Here is a 24507-nt window from a genome sequence, read left to right on the forward strand (position 1 = left end):
GATCGGGTGCGGGTGTCCCGCAAGACAGATCGGGTGCGGGTGTCCCGCAAGACACAGCCCGCTTGAACGACCGGATTCCGTGGCCCGTCTGGCGGGTGGCCCTGGTGGTGGTCTTCGGCGGGTTCGTCAGCATGCTCGACACCTCGCTGGTCAACGTCGGCCTGGATTCGATCGCCGGCGATCTCGGTGCCTCGCTGGCGTCGGCACAGTGGATCGCCAGCGGTTACCTGATCGCGCTGGCCGTTTCGTTGCCGCTGTGCGGCTGGCTGGGCCGGAAGGTCGGCGTGGGGCGGCTGTGGCTGTGGTCCTTCGCCGCGTTCACCGTCGCGTCCGGACTGTGTGCGTTCGCCGGAGACCTCGGGTGGCTCATCGCCCTGCGCGTGCTGCAAGGCGTCTCCGCCGGGTTGCTGGTGCCCGCCGGGCAGACCGTGCTCGGCCAGGCGGTCGGGCCGCAGCGGCTCGGGCGTGTGATGAGCATCCTGGGCATCGCGGTCAGCACCGGGCCCGCGATCGGCCCCACCCTGGGCGGCCTGCTGCTGAACTCGCTGTCCTGGCCGTGGCTGTTCCTGATCAACCTGCCGATCGGGGTGGCCGGGATCGGCCTCGGCCTGAAGTACGTGCCGCGCGGCGAGCGGGGCGCCGCGCCGCGCCTGGACTGGGGCGGACTGATCCTGGTCAGCGTCGGACTGCCGATGTTCGTCTACGCGGTGAGCCGGTGGAGCGAGCGGGCAACGCTCGCTGACGCTTCGGTGCTGGTTCCGCTCGTGCTCGGGTTCGCGGGGCTACTCGCGTTCGCGGCGCGTTCGTGGCGCCGCGCGAACGCGCTGGTCGACCTGCGCCTGTTCCGCGATCCGGTGTTCGCCGCGGCCACCGTGGTCACCGCGTTCGCCGGGGCCACCCTGTTCGGCGCGATGCTGCTGTTCCCGCTGTACTTCCAGGTGCTGCGGGGCGCGGACGTGATCACCACCGGGCTTTCACTGTGCTCGCTCGGTCTCGGGACGGCGATCGTGGCGCCACTGGGCGGGCGGCTGACCGACCGGTACGGCGGCGGGATCGTGGCGCTGTGGGGGAACGTGCTGACGCTGGTGACGACCGCGCCGTTCGCCTTCCTCGGCGCGCACACGGACGCGGTCACCGTGCAGGCGCTGCTGTTCCTGCGGGGTATGGCGATCGCGCTGGCCACCATGCCCGCCGGTGCGGCGGCCTACGCGGCGGTGCGCCGCGACCAGTTGCCCGACGCCACCACGACGGTGAACATCATGCAGCGGATCGGCGGCGCCCTGGGCGGGGCGCTGTTCGCGGTGGTGCTCGCCGCCGCGCTGCCGCACGGGGCGGAAAGCGCGTTCCAGCAGGCCTTCTGGTGGGTCAGTGCCGCCTCGGTGGGTTCCGTCCTGTGCGCCGCCTGGCTGTGGCTCGCCCAGCGTTCGGCCCGCGCCGCCCACCGGACGCCCGTCGCGGTGCCGTGAAGGGTCCCTTCACAGCACCGCAGCCCCGGCAGCGGCAGCGGACTTACCCGCACCCGGCGTATTCCGGCAGGCGATGGGCGATCTCCTCGGGGGAGGGCATGCGGGCGATCTCCTCGGCGATCGCGCGGGCCGCCTCGCGGTGGCCGCTGTTTCCATGGTGTGGCAACAGCTTTCGGGTGTGCTCGGTGATGGCGTCCGCGCTCAGTTCACCGGGGAGGAGGCTCAGCGCGGCCCCCGCCTCGCTGAGCGCTTCGGCGTTGGCGAACTGGTCGGCTCCCTGAGGCAGGATCAGTTGCGGGGCGCCGACGGTGAGCGCGCCGAGGGTCGTGCCGCTGCCACCGTGGTGCACGACCACGTCGACGTGCGGCAGCAGGTCCGCCTGCGGCACCCACGCTTGTACCGTGACGTTGTCCGGCACGGTGCCGAGCCGCTCCGGGCGCACCTGGCCGGTGGCGACGGTCACGTCCGCGTCGAGCGCCGACAAGCCCTGGATGGCCGTGGTGAGCACCTCCGGGGTGCCGAATGCGGTGCCGAGCGTCAGGTAGATCAGTGGCCGCGAAGAACGCTCGAGGCGCCACGCGGACGCCGGCGGCTCGGAATAGGGGACGGGACGCAGTGGGATCCGCTCGGCCGTCGCGAGAAAATCCTTGTCCTGCAAGGACGGCGGGCAGATGTCGAGATGGGGCCGGTCGGGGGCGCCGATGGCGGGCCCGGGTGGCTGGAGCCCGATTCCTTCGGGAAACAGACGACCGAACCCGTGCCAAAGACTGGGGACTCCGGCACGGTGCGCGGCGACGGCTGCCCCCGGCACTCCCCATCCGTGCAAGACGAGGTCGGGCCGTAACCGCGCGAGTTCCGGTTCGAGGTCCTCGGCGTAGATCTCGTAGAACGAGTCCGCGGGACGAAAGGGCCGGAGTCCGTTCCTGATCAGCGGTGCGTGGACGTGCTCGCCGACGGCGAAATGCACCTCGTGCCCGGCGTCCCGGGCCGCGATCGCGAGCGGGATCAGCGGGTAGGCATGGCCAACCGATGCGAGGCTGGCGAAGAGTAGGCGCATGCGGACCATCCAGCCGAGGTCAGAGGGTCACGGCCAGTGCGGTGAGGCGCCAGGTTCCGGGGTCCGGGACGCGCTGGGCACCACCGTCGGCCAGCGCCAGCGCGGGGAAGCGGCGCAGCAGTGCGGTGAGTGCGACCTCGGTCTGGACGCGCGCCAGCGCGGCGCCGAGACAGAAGTGGGGCCCGTGGGCGTATCCCAGGTGTGCCGGCCCGCCTGCCGGGCGGAGCAGGTCGAGGTGCTCGGGATCGGCGAACACGCGGGGGTCGCGGTTGGCGGCGGCAAGCGCGGCGGTGACGGGTTCTCCGTTGCCGATGGGCATTCCGGCGATGTCGGCGTCCTCGCGGGCGTAGCGGGGCAGGGTCAGTAGCTGAGGCCCGCACCAGCGGGTCAGTTCCTCGACAGCGCCGGGCATGAGGCTTTCGTCGGCGCGCAGCGCGGCGAGCGGGCCGGGGTGACCGAGCAGGGTCTCGACCGCGTTGGCGACGAGGTTGGTCGGGGTCTGCCCGGCGAGGACGAGGTGCCAGACGAGGGTGACCAGTTCGGTCTCGCTGAGACGGTCCTGGTCGCCGGTGTGGATGCCGATCAGTTCGGACAGCAGGTCCGCGCCGGGCTCCCGGGTGCGACGTGCCACCGCGGCCATCGCGTCGCGCATGATGGCTGGGATGGCCTGCGCGAACGCGGGACCGTGTCCGGCGGCGACGGCGGTGCCGTAGGTGCGCCAGGTGGCCCGGTCCTCGGGCGGGATGCCGACCAGTTCGCAGATCACCTCGATGGGCAGCGGCCGGGCGAAGTGGTCCAGCAGGTCCACGGTGTCCCCGTCGGCCTGCTGGACCAGTTCGTCGAGCAGGGCGTCGACGATGCGGGTGATGCGCGGGCGGAACTCCGCGGCGCGTCGCGCGGTGAACGAGGGTGAGACGAGCCGCCGTAGCCGGGCATGCCCGGGCCCGTCCATTTCCTGCATGGTCCGCATGTACTTCAGGCAGTGCTCGGGCACGTCCGGACGCAGGTGGTAGCTGCCGGCGGTGAGCTCGAACCGAGGGTCGGTCAACATCGCCTTCGCTTCCTCATACCGGGTGACCGCCCACATCGCGCCGAAGCCCGGTGTCACCAGCCGCGCCAGCGGGCCAAGCTCGCGTGCCCGTCCGTACGCGGTGAAGGGGTCCGACAGGACGGCGGGATCGGACAGGTCGATTTCCGGGATGGCGTTCACCTTAGCTCCAAATGATGCGACCAGATGTTCACAGTATTTGAATGCGGACGGTATCCTACTTCGGCAGGCACGGCAACGGAGGGGCGCGATGGTCCGGCTCAGCAGGGCACAGATGCAGGAGCACAACCGGGCCAAGGTGCTGGCCGCCGCCCGGGACGAACTCACCGAGCGCGGCTTCCGTGACGCCAAGATCGACCGGATCGCCGAACGGGCCGAGCTGACCCGCGGCGCGGTCTACTCCAACTTCCCCAGCAAGCGAGCCCTCTACTTCGCCGTACTGGCCCAGGAAGCCGAGCAGGCGTCCGATCCGGAACACCCGCCGACCGCCAGGACCGCCGGTGCGGCGCTGGGCGACTTCGCTCGCGCCTGGATGGCCCAGCTCCCGCTCGCGGTGGAAGATCGGCACAGCGCGAGCAGACTGGGCCGGGACCTGCTCCCCGAGATCGTGTCCGACGAACAGGTCAGCCAGCCGTTCTCACAACTGACGAGCCTCAGCGCGATCCTGCTCGGGCTGTGCCTGGAGCAGTTGCCATCCTCGGTACGGGTCGCCGCACGGATGGTCCGGGTGGCCGAGACCGCCCTGACGACACTGCACGGCGCCAGCCAGCTCGCCGCGGCCGCGCCGGGGTTCGGGGAGCCCTTCGCCGTCGTCCGCGCCTGCGAACAACTCGCCGAGCTCGACCTCGACGACACGTGGCAGCCCGCCCACCTGCCGCACATCGCGCCGGCGCGCCCCACCGACCGGGGCTGGACGCCACCGGCCATGACCGACGCACTGCGCGACGAGCCGGCCCGCCTGGACCGCGATGGGGTCCTCGCTGTGCTCGGTCTGCATCGGCTGGCCGCCATCGAAGAAGCGCTGCGCGCCGCGCCGCCCGGCTCCGTGGTCACCGCGGCCCTGGTCACCGGCAACCCCGCCGAACTCGGCCCTCTCGCCCGCCTGACCATCACCGGCCTGCGCAACTGCCTCAGGGCTGCCGTCGCGCCATCGGCCTGGCCCCGCCTCCAGCTCATCCACGACGAATCCGGCGACCTGGCCGCGGCCGCGGGAGTGTCCGCCGTCAGCGACGCCACCGAAACCGCCGTCCGCATCCAGGACGGCCGGATCATCGCCCGAGCCGACGGCTACGGCGCATGCCACGCCGCCGCTTCCGTCCTGCTGCCGTGAGGGGCTGGGGCGGGCCGTGAAGGGTCCCTTCACGGTCCACTCGGCCGGTGTCGGATTGCCCTGAAGGTGGCCTTCAGGGTCATAAACGCCCTCAAGGTCGCCTTGAGGGCGCGCCCCTGATACGACCCGACTCCCTGTGGGCGCTAGGGGAGGACGCGGGAGGCGGCGCGGAGGGCGGCGGGGGACAGCCGGGCGAGGGCGAGACCAGCCTTCGCCTCGACGGTCACCGGGACGGTGGCGCGGCCGGTTTCGACCGCGCGCAGGATCTCGGCGGCCACCCGTTCCGGCGCGAAGTTCCGCCGCCGGTAGGCGCGGGCGGCCTCGTCCCGCCTGCGGTCCTGCTCCTCCTCGCTGAGACCGGAGAACGTGGTGGTGCGGGTGATACCGGTGTCGACAAGGCCCGGGCAGATCGCGGACACCCGGATGCCGCGCCCGGCGACCTCGGCGCGAAGCACGTCCGACAGCATCAGCACGGCCGCCTTGCTGGTGGCGTAGGCGGCGAGGGACTTCACCGGCAGATACGCGGCCGCGGACGCCACGTTGACGATGTGCCCGCCCTCGCCGCGCTCGGCCATCAGCTTCCCGAAGACCTGGCAGCCGTGGATCACCCCCCACAGGTTGACGTCCAGCACCCGCCGCCACTCCTCGGCCGTGGTGGCGAGGAAGGTGCCCGCGTGGCCGATTCCCGCGTTGTTCACCACGATGTCGGGCACCCCGTGCACCCGCAGCACCTCGTCGGCGAACCGCCGCATCTGCGCCTCGTCGGAGACGTCGACCCGGTAGGCGTGGCCGCCGGTTTCGCGGGCGGCCCGTTCGTCCACATCGCACACCACGACCTCGGCCCCGGAGGCGGCGAAGGCCCTCGCGGTGGCCCGGCCGATCCCGCTTCCGCCGCCCGTGACGACCACCAGCGGTCCGGCCTTCGCGCCCGCGCGGCCCCGTGCCAGCCCGCGAGCCTCCGGGGCGCCGCCGACGTGGTCGATCAGTTCGGTGACCATGCGGGCCACCTGAGCCCCGTCCCGCAGCAAGGCCGACCAGTGCCCGGCGTACAGGCGGCGGCGCCACAGCCGGGGAACCCAGCGCTGAAGTCCTTCCGCCAGCGGGGGCGTCACGTAGCGGTCGTGGACCGGCATCACGACCTGCACCGGCACCTCGGTGCGCCGCTCCCGGGGCCGCCGCAGCCGGGGCCGGAAATTGGCCCGGTACAGGGAAAGCCCGTGCACGGCATCGCGGGCGAGGGTGCGTGCGGGGTGGCCTGGCCTCGGCGGAACGCCCTCCACCCGGTGCAGCAGCAACGGCCACCGCTTCGCCACCACGAAACGCCACACCAGCTCCGGCAGTACCGGAACGTGGAACAGCAGCACGTACCACGAATGCAGCTGCTGGCTCAGCGCCTGCCACAGCCCACGCGGCGACGGACGGCGCCACCGGTCCCGCATCCAGTACCCCATGTGGTCGAGACAGGGCCCGGAAATCGAGGTGTAGGAAGCGATCCGCGCGTCGGAACCGGGTTCGGTCACCGCCTCCCAGGACTGGACGGAGCCCCAGTCGTGCGCCACGAGGTGCACCGGCGCACCGGGGCTGACCGCGTCGATCACGGCGAACAGGTCGTCCTTGAGCAGCCGGAGATCGTAGGCGCCGGTGCCGCGCGGAGCGTCCGACCGGCCGGCGCCCCGTACGTCGTAGCGCACCACGCGGAAGCGGTCCGACAGCGCGGCCGCCACGTCGTCCCACACCTCGTGGGTGTCGGGATAGCCGTGCACCAGTACCACGACGGGTGCGTCCTCGGGGCCCTCCTCGAACACCGCGAGCCGCACGTTCCCGGAAACCACTGTCCTCATCCGACCTCCTCGCCCGAGGCCCGAGCGTAACGCGAAACGGTCCGGCTTCCCGCTCTTCGCCGGGAGCCCGGAGCCAGGGACGAGGTGATCATGACCCGGAGGGGCCTCCGGGGTGGCCGAAGGTGCGTCGGTAACTGCCCGGTGTGGTGCCCACTTCCTCGCTGAACCGGCGCCGGAAGTTCGACGAGTCGGGGAAACCGGTGGCGGCTCCGATGGCCGCCACGGGCGCGTCGGTGCGCTCCAGCAAGGCCCGCGCCTGCTCGATCCGCCTGCGCAGCAGCCACTTTCCCGGCGTGGTGCCGAGGTGGCGGTCGAACAGCCGTGCCAGGGTGCGCGACGAGACCGCGCCCCGGGTGGCGAGATCGTCGTTGACGATCGGCCGATGGAGGTTTTCCTCGGCCCACGCCAGTATCGCTGCGAGCGTTTCCTGCTCCGGCGCGTTCCGGTCCGGCGGGGTCCACGAGTACTGCCGTTGCCCGCCGTCGCGGTGCGGTGGGAGGACCATGTGGCGGGCGATGTCGGCCGCGTACGCCGCGCCGAAGTCCCGGCGGACGAGTTCGAGCGCGAGATCGACCGCCGCACCGGTACCGGCGCTGGTCGCGACGTCGCCGTGGTCGACATAGAGGGCATGCGGCCGCACGGCCACCCTCGGATAGCGGGCCTGGAGTTCCTCGGCCATGCGCCAGTGGGTGGTGGCCTCCCTGCCGTCGAGGAGTCCGATCGCGGCGAGCGCGAACGTACCCGAGCAGATCCCGACGATCCGGGCGCCGCGGGCGTGCGCGTCGGTGAGGGCCCGGGCGAGTTCCGGTGACGGCTGGGCGAGCCGGTCGGGCCAGCCGGTCACGAACACCGAGTCGGCCGTGCCGAGAACGTCGAGTCCGTGCTCGATGAGCATCCGGTAGCCCGCCTTGGTGGGAAGGGCGCCAGGGGTTTCCGCGCAGACGTCGAACGAGTAGCGGGTCGGCACGCCGGGGTGCTCGATGCCGAACACCTCCGCCACGCAGGCGAGTTCGAACGTCGACTGCGGTGGCGTGACCACGGCGACCACGCGGTGACGTCGTTCCATGACGGCAGAATAATCCTCAAAGGTGTCGATCCTGCCACTCCCGTCGGCCGGGGTTCGTGGTGAGCATGAGGACATGAGCAATCGGCATGCCGTCACCTGGCTCGGGCACTGGCGCAACCAGTACGGCTCGGAGCTGACCATCACCGACGACTCCGGGCAGCGGCTCCGGGGCACTTTCCGCACGGCGTTGGGCGACAGCGCGTTCGCGGGTACGGAAGCCGAGATCACCGGCATCCATGTCGGCGACTGCGTGCAGTTCGCATTCGGTCGCTCCGGGCCCGGCGGCGACGCGATCGCCTCGTTCACCGGGCTCCTGCGCGACGGACGGATGGAAACCGTGTGGCACGTGATCGCCGACTCCGCCGTGAAGCCACCTCGGCCGGGACAGGCCCCGGAGCTGATCAAACTGCCCTGGGCCCATGCCGCCATGACCAACGCCGACACCTTCCAGCGGGTGCGCTGACCCGCTGGCAAGGTGCGTGAACCGGTTACGGGACGAGCACGAGCCGCCCGCGCAGGCCGCCTTCCCGCAGTCGCCGGTGGGCCGTCTCCGCTTCGGCCAGCGGGTAGGTTCCGGCGACCCGCTGGGTCAGGCGTCCGAGCGCGGCGAGCCGGGCGAGCGCGGTCAGCGCGCGGCCGTCGGCCCGGATCCACACCGACCGCACGGTGATCCCCCGTAGCCCGCGCGGTCCGTCGCCGAGGACGGACACGAAGATGCCCTCGTTCCGCACCGCGTCAAGGGCTTCCGTACCCAGCACCGCCGCGTCGACCACACCGTCGACCCCGCCCGGCAGCCGACGACGGACTGCGGCCGCGAGGTTTTCCCCGCGGGGCACGAAGAATTCGGCTCCGAGCCCGCGCACGAGTTCCTCGTCGCCACCGCCGGCGAGTGCGGCCACGCGGAGACCGCGCAGGGTGGCCAGTTCGACGAGGTACCCGCCGAGCCCGCCGGCGGCGCCGGTGACCAGCACGGTCTGGCCGGTCCGTAGGTCGAGCGCGTCCAGGGCCTGCACCGCGGTCAGCGCGTTCAGGGGCAGTGTGGCGCCCTCGACCGGGTCGAGCGTGCTGGGCGCGACGGCACTCGCGTCCAGCACCACCTGCTCGGCGTGGCTGCCCAGCGGTTCGGCGAGCCGGTCCCGCAACCCGATCACCGAATCGCCGGGCGCGAACCCGGTCACCCCCTCGCCGAGCCCGTCGATCACCCCGGCGACGTCCCAGCCGATCCCGACCTGCGGCATCGGACCGTGCAGACCGGCGAGGGCACCCGCCCGCGTCTGCTCGTCCACCGGGTTGAGCGCGGCGGCGGCGACCCGGATCCGCACCTGGCCCGGGCCCGGTTCGGGGCTGGGCACCTCGGCGATCTCCAGTGCTTCGGGGCCACCGAACTCGCGAACGATCACGGCACGCATCAGTTCTCCTCAGGGTCGTTGTGCTGCCTATGCCCTGGGGAACCGGAAGAGAGTCGCTCTCCATCCCGGTACGGCCAACGCACTTCGGAGTGCGTTGGCCACCCGGAGGTGCGAACGGTGGTTGGTGTGAAGTGCTGCCGGTCACCGGCCCTTGACGTCGACCACGTACTTCCCGGATCCGCGTCCCGCGGCCAGCAGGTCATGGATTTCGGCAACGGAGGCGAGCGAATCGACGGCCGAGGTTTCGACCCGCACGGTTCCCGCCTCGATCAGCTGAAACCCCTTTTTCAGTGCGTTCGTCAAGGTGGCCGGCGAGGTCGAGGCCAGGCGGCTGATGCTGAAACCGAGCAGGCCGACGTTCCCGCCGATGAGTCGTCCGGTGGGCGGCATCGGTGGGAGCGCACCACCTGTGGCGTTACCGAAGAGGACCACGCGCCCACCCGGTGCCGCGACGGAAAGATCCAGTTCCAGCAGCGAGCCGGTCGGATCGAGGATCACGTCCACCCCGTGCGGAGCGATCTCCCTGATCCGCGCCTCCGTCTGCTCGTCGCGCGGGAACACCGAGTCCCACCCGGCCGCGAGACCGGCCGCGACCTTGTCCGCCCTGCCGACCGTGCCGATGCGTTCGCCGCTGCCCATCGCACTGGCAACCTGGCTGACGAGTGCGCCGATTCCGCCGCTCGCCGAATGCATCAGCACCGATTCACCGTGCTTCAGGCCGGCGCGTTCGAGCAGGAGAACAGCCGTGGCCACCCCCAGTGGCACCGCCGCCGCCACGTCGAAGGACACCGCGGACGGCGCCGCGACGGTGAGGTCGGCGGACGCGACAGCCACTTCGGCGAGCCCTCCACCACCCAGGGTGAACGCGGCGACGCGCTGACCCACCTCCAGTCCGCTCACCTCGCTGCCGAGGGACCGGACGGTACCGGCTACTTCCAGACCCGGAACGAAAGGCCACGAGGAGACATAGCCGGCGTCGCCGCGCCGGGCCATGACGTCGATGAAGTTGATGCCCGCGCGGGCGACATCAATGGCGATCTCGCGCGGACCGGGCTTCGGCTCGTCGAGATCGACCAGGGCCGTCGTGCTCCCGTCGGGCGCGGGCGCGGTCATCGTCAATGCCTGCATCCGGATTCTCTTTCCCTAGACGGGGTCGCGACGAACAAGATCGTACTGGCTTTGCGCGAGGTCACACGGCAGTTTGAAGGCCTGGCCGGAGGCCCATATCGGGCAGATCGAGCGGCCAGGGCGAAATATGACACCAACCTATCGTGACGCGCGGCACATGTTGCTAGTCTTGCGCGGTTGCTTGGTCTCATACAGGGGGGTGTGCGCGTGAAAGACCGGCGTGAGACGGTGTCGGTTCCCGAAGGAGTGGACCTGGACCACCCCAATGCCGCGCGGGTCTACGACTACTTCCTTGGCGGCACCGCGAACTGGGCGATCGACCGGATGCTGGGCGATCAGTTGTCCGCGGTGGTGCCGATCATCCGCACCGGCGCCAGGGTGAACCGCGAGTTCCTCGGCCGTGCGGTCCGTTACTGCCTGCGCCAGGGCATCACCCAGTTCCTCGATCTCGGCTCCGGGGTGCCGACGGTGGGCAACGTGCACGAGGTCGCCGACGCCGTCGATCCGGACAGCCGCTGCGTCTACGTGGACCGGGAGCCGGTGGCGGTGGCGCACGCCCGCGTGCTGATCGAGGACGACGGCGACCCGGAGCGGCACGTCGTGCTGCACGAGGACCTGCGCAACGTCAACGAGGTCTGGAAGCGCGCCGTGGCCACCGGCGTGCTGGACCCGTCGCGGCCGGTCGGCCTGCTGATGGTCTCGGTACTGCACTTCCTCGATCCGCAGGAACAGGTGTCCGAGGTGGTGGCGCAGTACCGCAGCTTCCTGCCCAGCGGCTCGCACCTGATCATTTCGCACGCCACCTTCGACGCGGTGCCCGAGCAGGAACGGCAGCAGTTCCAGCAGGCGGTCGAGTTGTACCACCATTCGGGCAACCCCGCCTTTCCCCGGCCCCGCGAGGTCATCGCGGACTACTTCGGCGATTTCCCGCTGGTGGAGCCGGGTCTGGTGTGGCTGCCAGAATGGCACGTCGAGGACGGTCCGGCGAAGACGTCGGCGCTACTGGCGGGCAGGCCCGCGGCCTGCTGCTTCCTCGGCGGTATCGGCGTCAAGCCGTGACCTCGCCAGCCACCAGAGCGCCCCGGCCGTGATCGACGCGCAGCCAGAGGCGATACCCGCCGCCCGCGAGGTCAAGACCTTTCGTCAGGCGAGGAACTCGGCGAGTGCCCGGTTGAACTCGCCGGGACGTTCCAGGTTGGGCATGTGTGCCGCGCCTTTGACGACGACGAGCCGCGAGCCGGGCATCAGGCCGTGGATCAGTTCGGCGTCGCTGATCGGGGTGAACTCGTCCTCGCTGCCCACCACGATCAGCGCCGGTACTCCGCATTCGCGGAGCGTTTCGACGTAGTCGGGCCGCTCCGCGCGCCCCCGCAGCGCGGCGGCGGCGCCTTCGGGAGAGGTGCCGCGCATCATCCCGAGCACGTGCCCGTCGACGTTCGCATCGCCGGGCGCGACCATTTTCCTCAGCACTTCCTCGGCGTAGGGGCCCATTCCCTCTCGGAGCAATCGCTCTGCCGTCTCGGTGCGAAACCGGCGTGCCTCGGGGCTATCGGCGACGGGTGAGGTGTCGGCGAGGACGACCCCCCGGATCCGGTGCGGGAACCGGCGGAGGCACTCCATCACGATCTGGCCGCCCATGGACAGGCCGCCGAGGAAGAACCGCTCGGCGCCGAGGTGGTCCAGCAGGGCCGCCAGGTCGAGGGCAAACGTTTCCAGCAGCGTCTTTCCTCTGGTTACCGTGGTCTTCCCGTAACCGCGCAGGTCCGGTGCGAGCACCCGGTGGGTGGCGCTGAAGTACTCGAGCTGCGGCCGCCACATGGTGTGGTCGAACGGGTGGCCGTGGACGAGGACGAGCGGATCGCCGCTGCCCCTGTCCTCGTAGTTGACGGTGATTCCATCGAGGGAGCCGAGGGAGACGGTAGGCATGGACCTGAAGTTATCTTCGGGATAATCTAAGTGCAATAGAAACATTGTGCTCGGTGCAATTTGAAGGGCTGGCCATGGAGGACTACCAGGCGCTGGCGGACGCCGTGGCCGCCGAGATCGCGGCGGGACGGTTGCGGCCCGGCGACCGCTTACCGCCCCAGCGGCGGTTCGCGCGGCAACGCGGGATAGCGAACTCGACCGCCACCCGCGTCTACGGCGAGCTGATCCGCCGCGGCCTCGCGGTCGGGGAAACCGGTCGCGGCACCTTCGTCCGTGCCGCCGAGCCACGTCCGGAACCGGCGCTCGCGGAACCGGCCACGGCCACCGTCGACCTGGAACTCAACTTCCCCGTGCTGCCCGAGAAATCCGCGCTGGTGGCAGCCTCACTGGCACCACTGCTGCGCCCCGACGCGCTGACCGCCGCGCTGCGCCCCACCGGGGTCGCGGGCTCGGCCGCCGCGCGGGAGGTGGCGGCCGAGCATCTCGGCCGCGGCGGCTGGCGGCCCGAGCCGGAGCACCTGTTGTTCACCGGGAACGGCCGCCAGGCCATCGCGGCGGCGGTCGCCGCGCTCGTGCCCCGGGGCGAGCGGCTCGGAGTGGAGGAGATCACCTACCCGGTCGTCAAGGGCATCGCCGCGCGGCTCGGTGTCACGCTCGTGCCGCTGGCGATGGACGCCGAGGGCATCTTGCCCTCGGCGCTGCGGGAGGCGCCGCCGTTGCGCGCGGTGTACCTGCAACCCGCGTTGCACAACCCGCTCGGCGTGACGATGTCCGCGCCGCGGCGCGCGGAGATTCTGAAACTCGTTGCGGCGCAAGGACTTTACCTGATCGACGACGGGATCAACGGCTTCCTCGCCGAGGAGTGCGCGCCGCTGGCCTCGGAGCGCACACTCGTGCTCGACAGCCTTTCCAAGCGGCTGGGTCCCGGGCTCCCGCTTGGTTTCGTGTCCGCGCCGCCCGCGCTGTACGAGCCGGTCGCCGGGGCCATCCGCTCCGGTGGCTGGGCTCCGGCGCATTTCGCGCTGGAGGCCACCACCCGGTTGATGGCCGACGGCGTGGTCCGCGAGATCGAGCAGGCGAAGCGGGTGGACGCGCGGGCCCGCCAGGAGATCGCCGCCGCGCGCCTGCCCGTGCGGGCCGATCCCCGCGCCTACCACTGCTGGTGGCCGCTGCCGGAGCCGTGGCGGGCGGAGACCTTCGTCGCCGCCGCGGCGCGGCGCGGCATCGCGGTCACCCCGGGCGCCGCCTTCACCGTCGGCGCCGGGCGCGCCCCGAACGCCGTGCGGCTGGCCCTCGCCTCGCCGCCCAGGGACGTCCTCGCCCAGGCCCTCGACGTGCTCGCCGCACTCGCCCGCACCACTCCGGAAGAGTCCGGAGTGGACTGACGGCCGGGCGTTGGCCGTGAAGGGTCCCTTCACAGTCGATTTGACCATTACGGACCCTTCACGGCTTGCCGCAGCCCCCTCCGACGGGGGGTGAGGGGGCTTTGGGGTCATGCGGGGGTGAGTGCGGTGCGCAGGGCGCCGAGCCAGTGGGCGGTGGTGGCGCGGGCGAGGGCGGTTTCCGGTGCATAGACCTCGAACAGGTGCCACGCGCCGGGCACGTCCCTCAACTCGACCGGGACCCCCGCCCGCATCAGCCGCAGCGCGTAGTCGTGTGCCTCGTCCCGCAACGGGTCGAGGCCGCAGGTGAGCACGTACGCGGGTGGCAGCCCGGACAGGTCGGTCGCGCGTGGCGGGTGCGGCGTAGGGGGAGACGGGACCGTCGTGGTCCGGACCGAGGTAGGTCTCCCAGCAGTGCCGCATCGCGACGCCGTTGGTGATCCGGCGGTCGGTGCTCCGGCGTGCCGATTCGGTGTCGCCCCGGTCGTCCACCGTGGGGATGAGCAGGCACTGCAGCGCTAGGGCGGGCCCGCGCCGGTCACGGGCCATCAGGGCCACCGCCGCGCTCAGGCAACCGCCCGCGGACGCGCCCGCGACCGCGATGCGGGTCGGGTCGACCCCCAGTTCAATGGCGTTGTCCGCGATCCAGCACAGCACGGCGTAGCAGTCCTCGACGCCCGCGGGGAACGGGTGTTCGGGCGCGAGACGGTAGTGCGGATTGACGACGACCGCACCGACCTCCGCGCACACGTCCTGCGCCATCGGGCTCGGGTCGTCCAGTTCCCCGTAACAGAAGCCGCCGCCATGGATGTAGAGCACGCAGGGCAGCGGGCCCGCGCCGGTGGCGGGGTGGAGGACCTGGATGTCGATCTCGCCCTCGGCCCCGGGTGCCGTCCGGTGCTCGACCGTGATGTCCGCTCGGACGGGGAAGCGGCTCATCAGGGCGCGGAAGCCGGCACGGGTGGTTTCGACGTCCGCATAAGGGTTTTCCGGCCTTTCGGGCAGGGCGTCGAAAACGTGCCGCAGCTCGGGATGGACGTACACATTCAATCCTCTCATTGATACCGTCGCAATGAGATCAAGCTATAGTCTCAGTGAGACGGTGTCAACGAAAGGGGTGCGGATGTCCGACGAGCTGAGTCCGTCGGCCTACGTCGTCCTCGGGCTGATCGCCCGGTATGGGCCGATGACGCCGTACGAGCTGAAGGCGCGGGTGGAGGACAGCGTCGGCTACTACTGGCCCATCCCGCACGCGCAGCTCTACCGCGATCCGGCCCGGCTGGCCGAGCGCGGCCTGCTGGAGGAACGGGCCGAGGAGCACGGCAGGCGGCGGCGGGTGTTCCACCTGACCGACACCGGGCGCGCCATGCTCAACCGCTGGCTGGAGGACCCGCGCACCGCGCAGCCGGAGACCCGCAACCCGGCGCTGCTCAAGCTCGCCTTCGTCGATCTCGCCGGTCCGGGGCACGATGCCGGACTGGCCGGTGAGCAGGCGGCGCGGCATCGTGAATGGCTTGAGCTGTACCGGAAACTCCGCGCGGAGATCGATCGGGACCGGCCGGACGCGGTGTCCCGCGCCCGCCTGCTGGACCTGGGCATCCGGCACGAAGAGGCCTATGTGGACTTCTGGTCCGCGATGGCGTCCACCCCGGCGAACAGGTCGTCCTCCACCAGGGAGACCGGTACGAACGAGCGTGCGAGCGAGTAGTCCTCGGTGGGCCACACCGCCCGTTCGACTTCGCGGGGATGGGCCATGAACCCGGTGGCCGGATCGACCTGGCTGGCGTGCGCGAGCAGTGCCCGGTCCCGGACGGCGAAGTACTCGTCGCAGCGGATCCGGGTGGTCACCGGCAGGGTCGGCGCGGGGAGTCCGGCCAGGACGGGCCCCATCGCCGACTCGATTCCCCGCGCGGTCAGCGCGTCGTGCATCGCGTGGAACCAGTCCCTGGTGAACACCGAGAAGTAGTACAGCTTGGCGATCTGCCACGGGGTTCCGGCGACCGCCTCGAAGGCGGCCATGGCGACCTGGTGCGTCTTGACGTGGTCGGGATGCGGGTAGCCGCCCGTCTCGTCGTAGGTGATCATCACCTGGGGCCGGAACTCCTTGATCACCTCGACCAGCGGTGCGGTGGCCTTCTCCAGCGGTTCCCTCGCGAAGCTGCCCTCGGGCGGTTCACCGTCCATTCCGGAGTCCACGAAGCCGAGAAACCTCTGCCGTACACCGAGAATCTCGCGGGCCGCCGACATCTCCCGTAGGCGGATCGCGGGCAGGTCCGCGCGGATCTCCGGCCGGTCGAGACTCGGGTTGAGCACACTGCCGCGCTCGCCGCCGGTGCAGGTGACCACGAGCACCTCGGCGCCCTCGGCCACGTACCGGGCCGTCGTGGCGGCACCCTTGCTGGATTCGTCGTCGGGATGGGCGTGAACGGCCATCAGGCGGCGCATCGGGACCTCCTCGGGAACAGGGCGGCGGGCACGAGGCTCAGTGCGGACAGGCCGAGTGCCCACCAGAACGTGGTGGTGAATCCCTGGCTTTCCAGGACGGTGACGAGAATCGCGGTGCCGAGCGAACCGCCGGCGCGGTTCACCACGTTGACCACGGCCGCCGCGCGGTGGGCCTCGTCGCGTTCCACGGCGGCGTAGACCGCCGCCATCCCCGGCGCCGTGGTGGCACCGAGGCCGATTCCCCGCACCAGCAGGGAAGCCGTGAGCAGCCAGGCCGGAGCCTGCTGGGTGAACGGGAAGGTACCGGCGAGCGCCAGGACGATCCCCGTCAGCAGCACGGTGCGCGGGCCGAACCGTTCGGCGACGCGCCCCGCGAAGTACAGCGCGACGGCGCTGCCCAGAGCCTGCGGGACGAGCAGCAGTCCGGCGTCGAACACGCTCGCGTGCCAAACCTGTTGGTAGTACAGGGGAAGCAGCAGCATCGAGCTGTACAGCGAGGCGCCGAGCAGGAAGGAGTTGCCGGTCGCGACCGCGAAGCCCCGCCGGGCGAACAGGCGGAGATCGATCAGCGGTTGCCGCGCCCGCAGACTGTGCCACCCGTACGCGGCCAGCGCCAGGACGCCTGCTCCGAGTGCGACCGCGTTCCGGGCGCCCAGGCCGTAGACCAGGGCGGCGAGCCCGGGCGACAGGAGCGCGAGACCGGTGGCGTCGAGCCGGTGGCCAGGACGGTGCGTTTCGCCGGCGGGCACGACGCGCAGGGCCGCGACGATCGTGGCGATGCCGATCGGGACGTTGATCGTGAACATCCAGCGCCAGCCGAGATGCTGGACGAGAACGCCGCCGAGGACGGGACCGAGCACCGGGGCGAACGTCGCGGGCAGGGTGACGATGCCGATGAGGCGGCCGAGCCGGGGGCCCGCGGCCCGGGCGAACAGCGCCTGCCCGATCGGCTGCATCATCCCGCCGCCGAGCCCCTGGAGGATCCGGAACGCGATCAGTGACGGGGCGGACCAGGCCAGTCCGCACAGCGCGGACCCGGCGGTGAACAGCGCGACCGAAACCAGCCACATCCTCCGGCCGCCGAAGCGTTCGCTCGCCCAGCCGGACAGCGGAATGACCACGGCCACCGCCAGCAGGTAACCCGTGGACACCCAGCCCGTGGTCGAGATCGGGCCGCCGAGGTCGTGGGCGATGGCGCCGAGCCCGACGTTGACGATCGTCGTGTCGAGGGTCGCCAGTACCGCGCCGAAGATCAGTACGCCCGCCAGGCGCAGGACCTCGCTGTCGGAGGCGGTTCGAGAGGCTTTGATCAGCACGGTGCCCAAGGTTAGGTTGAACCTAAAATTAGGTCAAGCCTATTTTCTGCTAGACTGGCGTCGTGCTCAGGGAGCTGAAGAAACAGCGGACGCGCCAGGCGATCTCGGACGTGGCGACGCGGCTGTTCGTCGAGCGCGGTTTCGACGAGGTGACCATCGCGCAGATCGCGCAGGCGGCGGGCGTCGCCAAGATGACGGTGACGAACTACTTCCCCCGCAAGGAGGATCTCGTCTTCGACGTGCACGAGGAGTTCGCCGGATTCCTCGCCGGCGCCGTGACCGGCGAGGAAGAGGCACTCGAGGCGTCACGCCGGGCCTACTTCGCGGCGCTGTCCCGGCGCGACGCGCTGATCGGGTTCTCCAGCGCGGACTTCGCCCGCATGATCCGGACCAGTCCGCCGCTGCTGGCCCGGCTGCGGGAACTCCACGAGGAACGCGAACTCGCGCTGGCCACGGTGCTGGCCGAGACGCGGGACGAGATGACGGCGCGGATCGTCGCCGCGCAGCTCACCGGCGTGTACCGGCTGCTGTTCGAGGAGGTGCAGCGGCGCGCGGCCGAAGGGCAGCGTCCCGACACCATCGCGAAGGCGGCCGGGAAGTACGCGCGCCGGGCCTTCGACGTCCTGGCGGAGGGACTGGCCTGAGCGGGAGTTCGGGCGGCCGTGAAGCAAAACACTTCCATGCAGGTCCTAGGGTTGCCTGGTGTCGGTGCGTGAACTGGTTGTGCTGGGAACCGCGAGTCAGGTGCCTGGGCGCACCCGGAACCACAACGGGTATCTGCTGCGCTGGGACGGCGAAGGCTTCCTGTTCGACCCGGGTGAGGGCACGCAGCGCCAGATGCTGCTGGCCGGTGTGCCCGCGTCCGCGATCACCCACCTGTGCGTGACCCATTTCCACGGCGATCACTGCCTGGGACTGCCCGGTGTCGTGCAGCGGTTGTCCCTCGACGGCGTCGCGGGCCCCGTGCACGCTCTCTACCCGGCCTCGGGCCAGCAGTACTTCGACCGGCTGCGGCACGCGAGCGTGTTCCACGAGACGACGACGATCCTGCCCGTCCCGATCACCGGTGACGGTCCGGTTCGCGAAGGGCCGTTCGGCACGCTGTTCGCCCGCGGGCTGAGTCATCCGGTGGAATCCTTCGGGTACCGGCTGGTCGAACCGGACGGGCGCCGGATGCGCCCGGACCTGCTGGCCCGGTTCGGGATCGGCGGCCCGGACGTGGGCCGCCTGCAGCGCGACGGTTCCTTCGCCACCGGGGACGGCACGGTCACCCTGGACGAGGTCAGCGAGGCGCGGCCGGGGCAGCGGTTCGCCTTCGTGATGGACACCAGGCTGTGCGACGGGGTGTTCGCCCTCGCCGAGGGCGTGGACCTGCTGGTGATCGAATCGACCTTCCTGTCCGCCGAGGCGGCGCTCGCCGAGCGGTACGGCCACCTCACCGTCGCCCAGGCCGCCCGGGTCGCGGCGGAAAGCGGGGTGCGGCGGCTGGTGCTGACCCACTTTTCCCAGCGTTACGACGATCCCTCGCGCTTCCACGACGAGGCCGCGGAGATCTTCGACGGCGAGATCGTGGTGGCCGCCGACCTGACCAGGGTCGGGATGCCGCCGCGCCGCTGACCGACCCCGGTGCGACGGGCGTCGAACCGGCTTGGTCTGATTCAGCCGTGACCGTGGCCGAGAAAACGCCATCCCAAGCCCGCGCGGACCGTCGCGGAGTCGTCAGCTGGGCCTTGTGGGACTGGGGGTCCTCGGCGTTCCACGCGATCATCCTCACCTTCGTGTTCTCGGTGTACCTCACCAAGGCGGTCGCGCCGGACCCGGACAGCGGCTCGGCGGCGCTCGGCGCGGGACTGACCATCGCGGGGGTCTTCATCGCGCTGCTGGCGCCGGTCACCGGGCAGCGCGGCGACGCGGGCGGCCGCCGGAAGCGGTGGCTCGCCGTGCACACCGGGATCGTGGTGGTCGCGATGGCCGCGCTGTTCTTCGTCCGGAACGCCCCGGCGTACCTGACCCTGGGCGTCGTGCTGATCTCCGCCGCGAGCGTGTTCGCCGAGTTCGCGCAGGTCAACTACAACGCGCTGCTGCTGCGCGTGTCCACGCCCCGGACCATCGGCAAGGTTTCCGGTTTCGGCTGGGGAATGGGCTATTTCGGGGGCCTGGTCGCACTGACCGTCGTGCTGTTCGCGTTCGTGCAGCCCAAGGTGGGCCTGTTCGGGGTCACCTCGCAGGACGGGCTCAACATCCGAGTGGTGGCGCTGTTCTGCGCGCTCTGGTTCGGGCTCTTCGCGTTGCCCGTGCTGTTCTTCGTGCCCGAGCCGCCCGCCTCCGCCGGGGCCTCCCGGGCCGGGTTCTTCGCCAGTTACGGGGTGCTCGCGCGCCGGGTGGCCGGGATGTGGCGGAGCGAGCGGCGCACGGTGTGGTTCCTCATCGCCAGTGCGGTCTACCGCGACGGCCTGGCGGCGATCTTCACCTTCGGCGGGGTGGTCGCCGCGGGCACCTTCGGGTTCTCCTCCAGCGAAGTGGTGATCTTCGCGATCGGCGCGAACCTGACCGCCGGGCTCGGCGCCGTGTTCGGCGGCAGGCTCGACGACCGGCTGGGCCCGAAGACGATCATCGCCGGTTCGCTGGCCGCGCTGGTGGTGCTGGGCGGCTGCCTGGTGGTGCTGCCCGGCAAGGCGACCTTCTGGGTGTGCGGCCTCGCGCTGGCCGCCTTCGTCGGGCCCGCCCAGTCCGCGAGCCGCACCTTCCTCGCCCGCATCGTCGCGCCGGAACGGGAAGGGGAGGCCTTCGGCCTGTACGCGACCACCGGCCGTGCGGTGAGTTTCCTGGGACCGCTGGCGTTCAGCGGGTTCCTCGCGCTGTTCGGCACACAACGCGCCGGCATGGCCGGGATCGTGCTGGTACTGGTGGCCGGGCTGCTCGCGTTGCTCCCGGTCCGGGCGCCGGAAGGGGCGAAGTGAAGGTCAGGTGGCTGCCGGTGCTGGCGGCGTTCGTGGTGGCGGGCACGACGGGCTGCCAGGCGGGGACCGGCCCGTCCGCGGGGGGTGCCGCCGCGGCGACGGGCTCCCCGGCGCAGGCCAGGGCGCAGCTCGCCGAGCTGGTGATCCAGCCGCGCAACGGGATGGGCGGGTATTCGCGGGAGAAGTTCCCGCACTGGGCCACGGTGGCGGGCGAGTGTGACACCCGGGAGACGGTGCTCAAGCGGGACGGGAAGGACGTGCGCACGGACGACCAGTGCCGCGCCGTCTCCGGTACCTGGTACAGCCCTTACGACGGCGGAACCTGGACCAAGGCGTCCGATGTGGACATCGACCACACGGTGCCGCTCGCGCAGGCGTGGCGCAGCGGCGCCGCCTCGTGGACCACCGACCGGCGCAAGGAGTTCGCCAACGACCTGACCCGTCCGCAACTGCGGGCGGTGACCGACAACGTCAACCAGGCCAAGGGCGACAAGGCCCCGGACGAGTGGCGGCCGCCACTGGAGTCGGACTGGTGCGGCTACGCCGCGGACTGGATCACCGTGAAGCACTACTACCGGCTCACCGTCATCGACGCCGAGAAGCAGGCCCTGACCGACATGCTCACCCATTGCTGACCCGCCTGCGGTGAGCGCGCCGGGCATGCCCGGCGCGCCCGGTCAGACCTCTTCGAGTTTTCTGGCCTGTCGCAGCCACTCGGTGAACAACGCGGCGTCAAGCTCATCCAGATCGTGAAGCTTGACGCTCGCCATTTCCCGGGTACCCGGGGAAAGCCGGGCGGAGGGATCGTCGATCCGCCGTCCTCGCCAGAAGCCGAACGTCAAGTGACCGGGGTAGGCCTTGAGCAGGCAGACCGGCTGCTTGCCGGGGGCGGGGCCGAGGCTCCACACCGGATGGCCGTGCCAGATCGCTCCGGCGCCGGGGAGAACGGAGTCGATGATCGAGACGAGCCGGTCGGCGATCGCGCGCTGGTGCTCCGGGAGGGAGTCGACGTAGTCCCCGACGGTGGTGAACTTGGCCATGGCGGTGGTTCCTTTCCTGGTTGCCCGTGTTTTTCGTGGTTCAGCGGAGACGAGCGGCGACGACGGACACCCAGAGCATCGCGAGGATGACGCCGACGGCGAGAGTCAGCGAACCGGCTTCGCCACCGGTCATCGCCCAGGCGTCGCCGAGCAGCAGTGCGGTTCCGGCAAGGGACGAGATGATGGCGTCGCGGCGATTCCCGGTGCGGGCGAAGTGACGGCCGAGGACGTAGCAGGCGGCGATGAGCGCGAGGAAGGCGATGCCACCCGCGGCCATGTGCCCGTAGCTGTGCCACGACATCGTGTGCGGCATCCCCGCGGGTGTCCCGGAGGGAAACCCGTCGGCCGGGTCCATCGAGAAGATTCCGGCGGCGACCATGCCGATGCCGTTGACCAGCACGAGCCGCGGTGCCCACCTGCCGGGCAGGGCCTGGCGAAGGCCGGTCGCGCCGAAGACGGTCAGCATGCCGGCGATGACGAAGTTGGCGATCTGCAGCCAGCCGAGCGAGCCGTTGCTGAGCGCGCTCAGCGGGTGGCGAGTCAGGTCGAAGCCCTCGCGGCCGGCGGCCTGTGCCAGGGACACGGTGGTCCACAGCGGTGCCGCGACGGCAAGGCAGGTCAGGCGGGTTGGGGTGGCCGGGCGGAAGATCGTGGCGGTCATCTCGGGTGCCTTTCTCGGTTCGGTGTTTCGCCCAGACGTCGACCGGTCGATGTGACAGGGAATGCCCGCGTTCTCTGTCGGGTACGGTGTTCGACGTCGGGGTGACAGGGCGGAAACGCCACCGGAAGAAGGGAAGGGGCAAGCCGTGCGCTACCTGATGATGACCAAGGGCGGCAGTCAACCCGACGAGAAGCTCTACGCCGAGATGGGCAAGTTCATCGAGGAGATGACTGCGGCGGGTGTCCTGCTGGTCACCGGTGGGCTCGACCCCGCCGGGTTCCGCGTGACCTCCTCCGACGGCGAGATCACCGTGACCGACGGACCGTTCACCGAGGCCAAGGAGGTGGTGGCCGGTTTCGCGCTGGTGGAGGTGCGCTCCAAGGAGGAGGCGATCGAACTGGCCCGCCGCTTCCGCCACATCGTCGGGGACGGTGAGAGCATCATCCAGCAGGTCTTCGGGCCGTGATCGACATCCGCCGCACGGTCGACGCGGTCTGGAAGCTGGAGTCGGCGGCCATCATCGGCGGGCTCACCCGGCTGGTGCACGACGTCGGTCTCGCCGAGGAACTGGCCCAGGACGCACTCGTCGCCGCGTTGGAGCAGTGGCCGGAGTCGGGGGTGCCGGACAACCCGGGCGCCTGGCTGATGACCACGGCGAAGCGGCGGGCGATCGATCGGTTGCGGCGGTCGGAGCGCCTCCAGCGGCGGCACGAGCAGCTCGCCCACGAGCTGGACCAGCCGCAGGACGGCATCGAGCACGACGACGTCCTGCGGCTGATGTTCCTGTCCTGCCATCCGGTGCTGCCCACCGAACAGCGGGTCGCGCTGACACTCCGGCTCGTCGGCGGGCTGACCGCGGCGGAGATCGCGCGCGCGTTCCTCACCACCGAGCAAGGGATCTCCGAGCGCATCGCCTCGGCCAAGAAGGCGCTTGCCCAAGCGGGAGTCCCGTTCGAGCTGCCGGACGGCGCGTCACTGACGGAGCGGTTGTCGGCGGTCCTCGACGTGGTGTACCTGGTTTTCAACGAGGGCTATGCGGCGACCGCGGGTGACGACCTGATCCGGCCCGGACTGTGCCAGGAGGCGCTGCGTCTCGGCCGTCTGCTGGCCGAACTGGCACCGGGCGAGGCCGAGGTGCACGGCCTGGTCGCGCTGATGGAGCTCCAGGCGTCGCGGTCGGCCGCCCGCACCGGCCCGTCCGGCGAACCCGTCCCGCTGCACGAACAGAACCGGGGGCGCTGGGACCCCTTGCTCATCCGACGCGGGTTCACCGCGATGCTGCGGGCGCGGGATCTCGGCGGCCCGCCGGGGCCGTACGTGCTGCAGGCCGCGATCGCGGTGTGCCACGCGCAGGCCCGCACGGCGGAGGACACCGACTGGGGACAGATCGCGACGCTGTACGACATGCTCGTCCGGGTGTCGCCGACGCCGATCGTGCGGCTCAACCGTGCGGTGGCGGTCGGCATGGCGCGCGGGCCGGAAGCCGGGCTCGCGCTGGCCGACGACCTCACGACCGACCGCACACTGCGGGACTACCACCTGCTGCCCGCCGTCCGGGGCGACCTGCTCGCCCGGCTCGGCCGCAATGCCGAGGCGCGCATCGAGTTCGGGCGGGCGGCGGCACTGACGAAGAACGCGGCCGAACGCGACTTCCTGCTCCGCCGAGCCGGCGAGCCGGAGACGACCGCGGTCGTGACGCTCGGGCAAGCGACGGCGGACTTCTTGGCGCGGGGAGACCTCGACACCGCGACGCTGCGGTCGTACGGGCAGACATTGCGACGGCTGTGCCTGGCCCTGGGTGAGCGGCGGTCGTTGGAGTCACTGACGGCGGAGGACGTGACGCGCGTATTCGAGATGTCGTGGGGTGACGCGGCGCCGAAGACCTGGAACCGGCACCGGTCCGCGATCCGGTCGTTCACCGCGTGGGCGTCGTCGGCGGACCTGACGGCGGGGCTCCCTCGACGGGCCGAGACGCGCCAACGGGTTCCGGCGATCGGCGCCGAGCAGCTCGACGGGCTGTGGAACCTGGACGTGCCGGTGCGGGAACGGACCCTGTGGCGAATGCTGTACGAGTCGGCGGCGGGCATACGCGTGGTGCTTTCGCTCGATGTCGAGAACCTCGACTTGGAAGATCGCCGCGCCCAGGTGGGCCACACCTGGGTGAACTGGCGCTCCGGCACCGCACGACTGCTGCCCGAGCTGGTGGCCGGGCGCACCCGCGGGCCGCTGTTCCTGACCGACCGCCGCCCGGCGCCCGCCCGCACGCCCGCGGACGCGGATCTGTGCCCGGACACCGGCCGCCACCGGTTGTCCTACGAGCGAGCGGAGTACCTGTTCAAACAGGCGACGCGAACGCTGGACCCCGCAGGGCGCGGCTACACGCTCCGCCAGCTCCGCCCGTGACGGCGACAACCGGTCGAGTGGAACGGGTG

At 71.1% G+C, this 24507-nt stretch carries 25 protein-coding genes and 1 pseudogene; 13 read left to right on the forward strand and 13 right to left on the reverse strand.

Annotated features, from left to right (window positions below):
- Window positions 1-62: 62 nt before the first annotated feature.
- Window positions 63-1466: a DHA2 family efflux MFS transporter permease subunit gene (locus tag ORV05_RS00740; RefSeq protein ID WP_268756513.1), complete on the forward strand. Its 1404-nt coding sequence runs from the start codon at window positions 63-65 to the stop codon at window positions 1464-1466.
- A gap of 43 nt (window positions 1467-1509) precedes the next feature.
- Here the strand turns inward: ORV05_RS00740 and ORV05_RS00745 are convergent, their stop codons facing one another.
- Entirely contained in the window at window positions 1510-2523 is a 1014-nt protein-coding gene (locus ORV05_RS00745; RefSeq protein ID WP_268756514.1) for a glycosyltransferase, read from the reverse strand.
- Between the two features lie 19 nt (window positions 2524-2542).
- Window positions 2543-3733, reverse strand: a complete 1191-nt coding sequence (locus tag ORV05_RS00750) for a cytochrome P450 family protein (RefSeq protein ID WP_268756515.1) — start codon at window positions 3731-3733, stop codon at window positions 2543-2545.
- 88 nt (window positions 3734-3821) lie between these two features.
- On the opposite strand from ORV05_RS00750, the gene ORV05_RS00755 reads away from it, so the two are divergent.
- Window positions 3822-4901 carry a TetR/AcrR family transcriptional regulator gene (locus ORV05_RS00755; RefSeq protein WP_268756516.1) on the forward strand — a complete coding sequence of 360 codons (1080 nt, stop codon included), beginning with the start codon at window positions 3822-3824 and terminating at the stop codon, window positions 4899-4901.
- A gap of 143 nt (window positions 4902-5044) precedes the next feature.
- Here the strand turns inward: ORV05_RS00755 and ORV05_RS00760 are convergent, their stop codons facing one another.
- Together ORV05_RS00760 and ORV05_RS00765 are read right to left on the reverse strand one after the other, a co-directional pair.
- Entirely contained in the window at window positions 5045-6742 is a 1698-nt protein-coding gene (locus ORV05_RS00760; protein WP_268756517.1) for an SDR family oxidoreductase, read from the reverse strand.
- Between the two features lie 88 nt (window positions 6743-6830).
- Window positions 6831-7808: a GlxA family transcriptional regulator gene (locus ORV05_RS00765; RefSeq protein ID WP_268756518.1), complete on the reverse strand. Its 978-nt coding sequence runs from the start codon at window positions 7806-7808 to the stop codon at window positions 6831-6833.
- A 73-nt stretch (window positions 7809-7881) separates the two neighbouring features.
- Here ORV05_RS00765 and ORV05_RS00770 point away from each other — a divergent pair, with 73 nt between their 5' ends.
- Entirely contained in the window at window positions 7882-8271 is a 390-nt protein-coding gene (locus tag ORV05_RS00770; RefSeq protein ID WP_268756519.1) for an avidin/streptavidin family protein, read from the forward strand.
- Between the two features lie 25 nt (window positions 8272-8296).
- On the opposite strand, the gene ORV05_RS00775 is transcribed toward ORV05_RS00770, so the two are convergent.
- Both ORV05_RS00775 and ORV05_RS00780 read right to left on the reverse strand, forming a co-directional pair.
- Complete coding sequence (locus ORV05_RS00775) at window positions 8297-9217, reverse strand: NADP-dependent oxidoreductase (RefSeq protein ID WP_268756520.1); 921 nt, start codon at window positions 9215-9217, stop codon at window positions 8297-8299.
- Window positions 9218-9358: 141 nt separating this feature from the next.
- Window positions 9359-10345 carry a quinone oxidoreductase family protein gene (locus ORV05_RS00780; RefSeq protein ID WP_268756521.1) on the reverse strand — a complete coding sequence of 329 codons (987 nt, stop codon included), beginning with the start codon at window positions 10343-10345 and terminating at the stop codon, window positions 9359-9361.
- Window positions 10346-10552: 207 nt separating this feature from the next.
- On the opposite strand from ORV05_RS00780, the gene ORV05_RS00785 reads away from it, so the two are divergent.
- A complete protein-coding gene (locus tag ORV05_RS00785) occupies window positions 10553-11404 on the forward strand; it encodes an SAM-dependent methyltransferase (RefSeq protein WP_268756522.1) in 852 nt (283 codons plus the stop codon).
- A gap of 84 nt (window positions 11405-11488) precedes the next feature.
- Here the strand turns inward: ORV05_RS00785 and ORV05_RS00790 are convergent, their stop codons facing one another.
- Entirely contained in the window at window positions 11489-12271 is a 783-nt protein-coding gene (locus ORV05_RS00790; RefSeq protein ID WP_268756523.1) for an alpha/beta fold hydrolase, read from the reverse strand.
- A 74-nt stretch (window positions 12272-12345) separates the two neighbouring features.
- Between ORV05_RS00790 and ORV05_RS00795 the strand changes: the two genes are divergently transcribed.
- Complete coding sequence (locus ORV05_RS00795) at window positions 12346-13656, forward strand: aminotransferase-like domain-containing protein (protein WP_268760065.1); 1311 nt, start codon at window positions 12346-12348, stop codon at window positions 13654-13656.
- Between the two features lie 107 nt (window positions 13657-13763).
- On the opposite strand, the gene ORV05_RS00800 is transcribed toward ORV05_RS00795, so the two are convergent.
- The gene (locus tag ORV05_RS00800; RefSeq protein ID WP_268756524.1) at window positions 13764-13967 is read right to left on the reverse strand and encodes an alpha/beta hydrolase; all 204 of its coding nucleotides are present in this window, start codon (window positions 13965-13967) and stop codon (window positions 13764-13766) included.
- Window positions 13968-14058: 91 nt separating this feature from the next.
- Window positions 14059-14463 (reverse strand): annotated as a pseudogene (locus tag ORV05_RS36400) (alpha/beta hydrolase fold domain-containing protein); the annotation flags it as partial.
- On the opposite strand from ORV05_RS36400, the gene ORV05_RS00805 reads away from it, so the two are divergent.
- Window positions 14344-14715, forward strand: coding sequence for a hypothetical protein (locus tag ORV05_RS00805; protein WP_268756525.1), 372 nt, complete (start codon window positions 14344-14346; stop codon window positions 14713-14715). The pseudogene ORV05_RS36400 and the gene ORV05_RS00805 sit on opposite strands and share 120 nt — an antisense overlap.
- 61 nt (window positions 14716-14776) lie before the next feature.
- Window positions 14777-15361: a PadR family transcriptional regulator gene (locus tag ORV05_RS00810; RefSeq protein WP_268756526.1), complete on the forward strand. Its 585-nt coding sequence runs from the start codon at window positions 14777-14779 to the stop codon at window positions 15359-15361.
- Here ORV05_RS00810 and mca read toward each other — a convergent pair.
- The gene (gene mca, locus ORV05_RS00815; protein WP_268756527.1) at window positions 15268-16098 is read right to left on the reverse strand and encodes a mycothiol conjugate amidase Mca; all 831 of its coding nucleotides are present in this window, start codon (window positions 16096-16098) and stop codon (window positions 15268-15270) included. The two genes, ORV05_RS00810 and mca, sit on opposite strands and share 94 nt — an antisense overlap.
- Window positions 16086-17414, reverse strand: coding sequence for a DHA2 family efflux MFS transporter permease subunit (locus ORV05_RS00820; RefSeq protein WP_268756528.1), 1329 nt, complete (start codon window positions 17412-17414; stop codon window positions 16086-16088). Before ORV05_RS00820 ends, mca begins: the two co-directional genes overlap by 13 nt.
- A gap of 62 nt (window positions 17415-17476) precedes the next feature.
- On the opposite strand from ORV05_RS00820, the gene ORV05_RS00825 reads away from it, so the two are divergent.
- The 4 genes from ORV05_RS00825 to ORV05_RS00840 are packed head-to-tail and all read left to right on the forward strand — an operon-like array spanning window position 17477 to window position 21009.
- Window positions 17477-18058 carry a TetR/AcrR family transcriptional regulator gene (locus ORV05_RS00825; protein ID WP_268756529.1) on the forward strand — a complete coding sequence of 194 codons (582 nt, stop codon included), beginning with the start codon at window positions 17477-17479 and terminating at the stop codon, window positions 18056-18058.
- A gap of 58 nt (window positions 18059-18116) precedes the next feature.
- Window positions 18117-19031: a ribonuclease Z gene (locus ORV05_RS00830; RefSeq protein WP_268756530.1), complete on the forward strand. Its 915-nt coding sequence runs from the start codon at window positions 18117-18119 to the stop codon at window positions 19029-19031.
- Window positions 19032-19078: 47 nt separating this feature from the next.
- Window positions 19079-20374 carry an MFS transporter gene (locus tag ORV05_RS00835; RefSeq protein ID WP_268756531.1) on the forward strand — a complete coding sequence of 432 codons (1296 nt, stop codon included), beginning with the start codon at window positions 19079-19081 and terminating at the stop codon, window positions 20372-20374.
- A complete protein-coding gene (locus ORV05_RS00840; RefSeq protein ID WP_268756532.1) occupies window positions 20371-21009 on the forward strand; it encodes an HNH endonuclease family protein in 639 nt (212 codons plus the stop codon). The genes ORV05_RS00835 and ORV05_RS00840 overlap by 4 nt, the downstream gene beginning before the upstream one ends.
- A gap of 42 nt (window positions 21010-21051) precedes the next feature.
- Here ORV05_RS00840 and ORV05_RS00845 read toward each other — a convergent pair whose 3' ends face one another.
- Window positions 21052-21414 carry a DUF1801 domain-containing protein gene (locus tag ORV05_RS00845; RefSeq protein WP_268756533.1) on the reverse strand — a complete coding sequence of 121 codons (363 nt, stop codon included), beginning with the start codon at window positions 21412-21414 and terminating at the stop codon, window positions 21052-21054.
- 40 nt (window positions 21415-21454) lie between these two features.
- Complete coding sequence (locus ORV05_RS00850) at window positions 21455-22075, reverse strand: DUF998 domain-containing protein (RefSeq protein WP_268756534.1); 621 nt, start codon at window positions 22073-22075, stop codon at window positions 21455-21457.
- A gap of 145 nt (window positions 22076-22220) precedes the next feature.
- On the opposite strand from ORV05_RS00850, the gene ORV05_RS00855 reads away from it, so the two are divergent.
- Together ORV05_RS00855 and ORV05_RS00860 are read left to right on the forward strand one after the other, a co-directional pair.
- Window positions 22221-22541, forward strand: a complete 321-nt coding sequence (locus tag ORV05_RS00855) for a YciI family protein (RefSeq protein WP_268756535.1) — start codon at window positions 22221-22223, stop codon at window positions 22539-22541.
- Window positions 22538-24478 (forward strand): sigma-70 family RNA polymerase sigma factor, encoded by a 1941-nt coding sequence (locus ORV05_RS00860; RefSeq protein ID WP_268756536.1) that lies wholly within the window; start codon window positions 22538-22540, stop codon window positions 24476-24478. The genes ORV05_RS00855 and ORV05_RS00860 overlap by 4 nt, the downstream gene beginning before the upstream one ends.
- The last annotated feature ends 29 nt before the right edge of the window (window positions 24479-24507 follow it).

This window comes from Amycolatopsis cynarae (genome assembly GCF_026802195.1).
In the GTDB taxonomy this organism is placed as follows: domain Bacteria; phylum Actinomycetota; class Actinomycetes; order Mycobacteriales; family Pseudonocardiaceae; genus Amycolatopsis_E; species Amycolatopsis_E rhizosphaerae.